Source organism: Caulobacter sp. (assembly GCF_035254145.1).
In the GTDB taxonomy this organism is placed as follows: domain Bacteria; phylum Pseudomonadota; class Alphaproteobacteria; order Caulobacterales; family Caulobacteraceae; genus Caulobacter.
Genome location: NZ_DATFAV010000299.1, coordinates 1 through 5,841 on the forward strand (window position 1 = coordinate 1; position 5,841 = coordinate 5,841).

A 5,841-nucleotide genomic window follows, 5' to 3' on the forward strand; every position below is an offset into this window, starting at 1 on the left:
TGCGGCTGCGACGGCAAGACCTATGGCAACGCCTGTCAGGCGGCCGGGGCCGGCGTCAGCGTCGCCGCGCCGGGCGAGTGCAAGGCTTAGCCGGTTCTGCTGACACGATCCGGTCGCGGATCGGCGATGCTGCGCTGGAAGGGGAAACGCCATGAGCAAGATCATTCGACGTGACGTGTTGGCGGGCGGACTGGTTCTCGCCGCCGTCGCGACCAAGACTCAAGCCCAGGAGAAGATCGCCATGTATGGACTGATCGGACAGATGCTGGCCGCGCCGGGGAAGCGCGACGAACTGCTGGCGATCCTCGGCGAGAGCACCGGCGGGATGCCGGGATGTCTCAGCTACGTGATCGCCAAGGATCCAGCGAACGCCGACGCCCTTTGGATCACCGAGGTCTGGACCGACAAGGACGCGCACGCCGCGTCTCTCAAGCTGCCGGCCGTTCAAGCCGCGATCGCCAAGGCGCGGCCGATCATCGCCGGCTTCCCGCAACACTTCGAGACCGAACCGGTGATCGGCCAGGGCCTCAAGATCTGAGCGAAAAGGAAAGGCCGCGGATCGCTCCGCGGCCTTCGTGTTTCCGAGGTTTGAAGAACCTTAGAAGCGAGCGTCGACCGAGACGCCGACCACGCGCGGCTCGTTGACGAACGCGGTCAGGTTGTTGAAGTCGATCGCGCCCTTGATGTTGCTCTCGTTGGTGATGTTGCGGGCGAAGGCCGCCACTTCCCAACCGCCCGCCTTGTTGGCGTAGCCCAGCTTCAGGCCGCCCTCGAAGTCGCCCTTCGTGTAGAACTCCTTCGACTGGTACAGGAAGATGTTCGTGTAGCCCTGGACCTTCCAGTCGGTGAAGGCGAACAGTTCGCCCGAGGCGACCGGGTAGCTGTAGCGGGCCGTGACGTCGAAGGTGTACTTCGGCGCGTTCGGGAACGGGTTGCCGTTCACCAGGGCCAGGCCGCCGGCGGTCAGTGGATCGGTGACCGTGCAGGCGGCGCAGGGGGCGACGGCCAGCGCGCTGTCCTTGATCTTGGTGTGGGCGTAGCTGTAGCCGGCCGTGACGACGAAGTTCGGGGTGACCACGAATTCGCTGTCCAGTTCCAGCCCGTAGGCCTCGCCCTTCTTGGCGTTGATCAGGCGGTTGGAGTTCGAACCGCCGCCGACGGCGCTAAATTGCGGGTCGTCGATGCTGTAGGCGAAGACCGCGCCATTCAGGCGGACGCGGCGTTCGAACAGCTCGCTCTTCAGGCCCAGCTCGTAGGACATGATGGTTTCGGACTTGGCCGACGAGGCCGGCGAGCCGAAGGCGATGTCTCGGCCCTGGATCGACGGACCGCGGAAGCCAGAGGCGACCTTGGCGTAGACGCTGACGTCCTCGTCGATCTTGTAGAAGGCCGACAGGTCCCAGCTCACCTGCGAGTCCGACACCGAAACCGAGGGGGCCGGGTTCGGGCCCGACACGACGTTCATATCCTTGTCGTCATCGGTGTAGCGAAGGCCGCCAGTCAGAGTCAGCTGGTCGTTGATCGCGTACGAGGCTTGGCCGAACACCGCCCAGGCCTTGTTCTTCTGGCGCAGGGTGGTGGCGGGCATGAAGAACGGATCGGTGCGGATGTCGTACTTGGTGTCGAAGTAGAAGCCGCCGACCTGCCAGCTCAGCGGACCGTCGGTGTCGCTGGCCAGGCGCACTTCCTGGGTCCACTGGAACAGGTTCTTGATTCCATCCTGGGTGTTCGACTGGAACGGAATGAAGCCCGGACCGGTCGGATTGCCGCCGTCGATGTCGCCCAGGCTGTAGCCGTGGGTGTTCTCATAGGCGGTGATCGAGGTCAGCTTCACGCCGTCAAAGTCGTAGCCGATGTTCGCCGACGCGCCGTAGCCCTTGTATTTCTGCGGGTTGTTGGCGGTGTTGTCGTAGGCGACCTTGTCGCGGTCGTAGTTGGCGTTGAGCTTGTTCGAGCCCTTGGTCAGCACGTTGGCGCGGAACACGGCGGCGGTGCCGTTCAGGTCGCGGCCGTGGACGTTGAACAGGGCCGACAGCTTCTCGGTCGGGGTGACCAGCACCTGGAAGCGAGCGGCCTTTTCGTTGAAGCCGCCGAGCGCATCCTCCTTCTTGGTGTAGGTGTTGTCGATGTAGTCGTCGCGACGCTGCAGCAGGAACGAGGCGCGGACCGCGACCTTGCCCGGGACGACGGCGCCACCGAAGCCGCCGTCGGCGGTGACGGTGTTGTAGGTGCCGTAGGACAGGGTCAGGCGGCCCTTGGTCTCGTCGCTCGGCTTGATGGTGTCGAACTTGACGATGCCAGCCGTGGTGTTGCGGCCGAACAGCGTGCCTTGCGGGCCGCGCAGAACTTCGACGTGATCCAGGTCGTAGATGGGCGAGCTCTTCAGCACGACGTTTTCCAGGACGACCTCGTCCTGGATGATCGACACCGGCTGCGAGGCGGCCAGATCGAAGTCGGCGTTGCCCAGGCCGCGGATGTAGAAGCGCGGGGCCGCGCGGCCGTTCGAGGACTCGGCGTAGAGCCCCGGAGCCTTGGCCGACAGGGCCAGGATGTCGTCGCCGGCGGCGAAGGTCGACTGCAGCTTCTCGCCGCCGATCGCGGCCACCGAAACCGGCACGTCCTGCAGGTTCTCGCTGCGCTTCTGGGCGGTGATGATCACCTCACCGACCTTGGTGTCCTGGGCGAAGGCGGCCGGCGCGGCGGCCATCGCGGAGGCGAGGGCGGTCAGGCCGCACGACACCGTCAGGGCGCGGCGAAGAGAGCTGTTGAGCTTGGGCATGGAGAGATCCTGTTGTGATCTTGCGGCGCCGCGTCGCCAGTCTTGAGCAGAGCGTTGGCGGCGATTCCGTTTGCGCTGCGATAGGCCAAGTCTTGGCCTCGCGGATATCTCGCGCCACGTGATTTCGGACAGAGAGGGGCGATTACGTCGGTTCTGTTGCGAAGTTGCGACATTTTTGTTCAGGCGCTGCCCACAAGTAATAAATCATTCCCAGTTATGACGACCGCCTATGTTGGACGCGCAACGGAAAAGGGCCGGAGATCGCTCTCCGGCCCTTCAGATCGTCTAAGGCTCGAGCGCGCTAGGCGCGCTTAGCACTTGTAGTACATGTCGAATTCGACGGGGTGCGGGTGCAGTTGCAGACGCATCACTTCTTCCATCTTCAGCTCGATGTAGCTGTCGATGAAATCGTCGTCCATGACGCCGCCGGCCTTCAGGAAGGCGCGGTCCTTGTCCAGGTTTTCCAGGGCTTCGCGCAGCGAGCCGCAGACTTCCGGGATCTTCTTCTGCTCGCGCGGCGGCAGGTCGTAGAGGTTCTTGTCGGCGGCGGGGCCCGGATCGATCTTGTTGATGATGCCGTCCAGGCCGGCCATCAGCAGGGCCACGAAGGTCAGATAGGGGTTGCCCATCGGGTCGGGGAAGCGGGCTTCCAGACGCTTGGCCTTCGGCGAGTCGACGTGCGGGATGCGGATCGAGGCCGAACGGTTGCGCGAGCTGTAGGCCAGCTTCACCGGGGCTTCGTAGCCGGGCACCAGGCGCTTGTACGAGTTCGTCGTCGAGTTCGAGAACGCGTTGATGGCCTTGGCGTGCTTGATGATGCCGCCGATGTACCACAGGCATTCCTGCGATAGGCCAGCGTACTTGTCGCCGGCGAACAGCGGCTTGCCGTCCTGCCAGATCGACTGGTGGACGTGCATGCCCGAGCCGTTGTCGGCGAACATCGGCTTGGCCATGAAGGTGGCCGTCTTGCCGTAGGCCGCGGCGACGTTGTGGATGACGTACTTATAGAGCTGCATCCGGTCGGCCATGGTGACCATGGTGTCGAACTTCAGACCGAGCTCGTGCTGGGCCGGAGCCACCTCGTGGTGGTGCTTTTCCGGCTTCATGCCCAGCTCGCCCATGACGGCCAGCATTTCGCCGCGCAGGTCCTGGCAGCTGTCGACCGGGTTCACCGGGAAGTAGCCGCCCTTCGGGCCCGGGCGGTGGCCCATGTTGCCTTCCGGATATTCCTTGGCCGAGTTCACCGGCAGTTCGGTGGAGTCGTACGAGTAGCCGGTGTTGTTCGGCGCGGTCGACCAGCGGACGTCGTCGAAGATGAAGAACTCGGCTTCCGGGCCGAAGTAGACGGTGTCGCCCACGCCAGCCGACTTCAGGTAGTTCAGCGCGGCCTTGGCGATCGAGCGCGGGTCGCGGTTGTACGGGGTGCCGCTGTCGGGGTTCACGACGTCGCAGAACAGGGCCAGCGTCGTCTGCTGGTAGAACGGGTCGATGATGGCGCTGTCCAGGTCCGGACGCAGCTTCATGTCGGACTCGTTGATGGCCTTCCAACCGGCGATCGACGAGCCGTCGAACATGGTGCCGTCGTTCAGGAAGTCATCGTCGACCAGGTCGATGTCGAACGTGACGTGCTGCATCTTGCCGCGCACGTCGGTGAAGCGGACGTCGACGTACTTGACGTCCTTTTCCTTGATCAGGTTCAGGATATCCTTGGCGGTGGTCATTCCGTATCCCCTTTGTAGAACTCTCGTAAGTATTGACGATCCAGACGCCTAGACGGCGGCCGGGCCGCTTTCTCCGGTTCGGATGCGGATCACTTCCGCGATGTCCGAGACGAAAATCTTGCCGTCGCCGATGCGGCCCGTGCGGGCGGCGCGAGTGATGGCTTCCAGCGCGGGTTCCAGCTGGCTGTCCTCGACAACCACCTCCACCTTGATCTTGGGGAGGAAGTCCACGACGTACTCGGCGCCGCGATAGAGCTCGGTGTGGCCCTTCTGACGGCCATAGCCCTTGGCTTCGAGCACAGTCATGCCTTGGACGCCCATATCCTGCAGGGCCTCCTTCACCTCATCCAGCTTGAACGGCTTGATGATGGCTTCGATCTTCTTCATCGGTTCCACTTTCGGGCCCGTCGGCGGCGCACCGCCTTCAACTGAGCGGGCAACCATCACGCCCTCCGAGGGCCCGCAAGCGAACGCCACAGACAAAGCCTGACGATCGGTCGACTTCCGGGCATGTGTGCAAAAATTCAGCTACCGGCGCCGTATTTTCGGTCATTTCGAGAATGGGCGTCAAATGGCCTTGCGACGTGCGGTTTCGCGCCTAGGATCGCGCCCAACGAGCGTTTGAATGGGGGTGGAAATGCGTGACGACACGCCGGTTTTGATCGGTGCGGGCCAATTCACATATCGAGGTGAAGCGGCGAATTCACCGTCCCCTCTGGAGTTGCTGAAAGTTGCGGCGGAACGAGCGGTTCTCGATGCGGGGCTGAAGGGGTCGGTTCTTGCCGATCTGGACGCTTTGGCGGTCGTCGCGTTCAGCATCGACGCTCCGGGAGGGTTGTCGAAGCTCCCGTTACCCCGCCTGAGCGACCCGCCGGCCTCGCTGGCCCGGGCGTTTTCGGCCACCCCATCCTGGAGCGTCTATACCGAAACCGGCGGCAACAGCCCCCAGCAGGCGGTCAATATCGTGTGCGAGAGGATCGCTCAGGGCGAGTCCCAACTGGCCTTGATCAGCGGCGCGGAATTCCTGGGTTCGCTGATGAAGCGGATGAAGGGCGGATTTGGCTTTGAGGGCTGGGGCGATGATCTCGACAGCACGCCCCGAAGGATCGGCGATCCGCGTCCGGGCGTGACCGAGCAGGAAGCCGCGCATGGCCTGGGCTACCCGGTCAACACCTATCCCCTCTTCGAGAACGCCCTGCGCGCGCGGGATGGTCGGTCGATCGTCGATCACCAGAAGGCCCTGGGCGAGCTGTTCGCGCCCTTCACCAAGGTGGCGGCGGCCAATCCCTACGCTTGGTTCCCGGTCGAGCGATCGGCCGAGGAGCTGGTGACGGTGACCGA

General features: G+C 63.9%; 4 protein-coding genes and 1 pseudogene. 2 read left to right on the forward strand and 3 right to left on the reverse strand.

Annotation, left to right across the window (positions count from 1 at the left end):
* Positions 1-151: 151 nt before the first annotated feature.
* Positions 152-538: a putative quinol monooxygenase gene (locus VJ655_RS18045; RefSeq protein ID WP_324113479.1), complete on the forward strand. Its 387-nt coding sequence runs from the start codon at positions 152-154 to the stop codon at positions 536-538.
* 60 nt (positions 539-598) lie between these two features.
* On the opposite strand, the gene VJ655_RS18050 is transcribed toward VJ655_RS18045, so the two are convergent.
* The 3 genes from VJ655_RS18050 to VJ655_RS18060 form a co-directional block, all read right to left on the reverse strand.
* Positions 599-2,779 (reverse strand): TonB-dependent receptor, encoded by a 2,181-nt coding sequence (locus VJ655_RS18050; protein ID WP_324113481.1) that lies wholly within the window; start codon positions 2,777-2,779, stop codon positions 599-601.
* 311 nt (positions 2,780-3,090) lie between these two features.
* Positions 3,091-4,500 carry a type I glutamate--ammonia ligase gene (glnA, locus tag VJ655_RS18055; protein ID WP_324113483.1) on the reverse strand — a complete coding sequence of 470 codons (1,410 nt, stop codon included), beginning with the start codon at positions 4,498-4,500 and terminating at the stop codon, positions 3,091-3,093.
* A gap of 48 nt (positions 4,501-4,548) precedes the next feature.
* Positions 4,549-4,887: a P-II family nitrogen regulator gene (locus tag VJ655_RS18060; RefSeq protein WP_324113484.1), complete on the reverse strand. Its 339-nt coding sequence runs from the start codon at positions 4,885-4,887 to the stop codon at positions 4,549-4,551.
* A 238-nt stretch (positions 4,888-5,125) separates the two neighbouring features.
* Here VJ655_RS18060 and VJ655_RS18065 point away from each other — a divergent pair.
* Positions 5,126-5,841: pseudogene (locus VJ655_RS18065) on the forward strand (acetyl-CoA acetyltransferase); the annotation flags it as partial.

What these genes read in the sequence shown, in the direction of transcription:
- VJ655_RS18045 (WP_324113479.1), top strand. Translation starts at nt 152, where the DNA reads ATGAGCAAGATCATTCGACGTGACGTGTTGGCGGGCGGACTGGTTCTC.
- VJ655_RS18050 (WP_324113481.1), bottom strand. Translation starts at nt 2,779, where the DNA reads ATGCCCAAGCTCAACAGCTCTCTTCGCCGCGCCCTGACGGTGTCGTGC.
- glnA (WP_324113483.1), bottom strand. Translation starts at nt 4,500, where the DNA reads ATGACCACCGCCAAGGATATCCTGAACCTGATCAAGGAAAAGGACGTC.
- VJ655_RS18060 (WP_324113484.1), bottom strand. Translation starts at nt 4,887, where the DNA reads ATGAAGAAGATCGAAGCCATCATCAAGCCGTTCAAGCTGGATGAGGTG.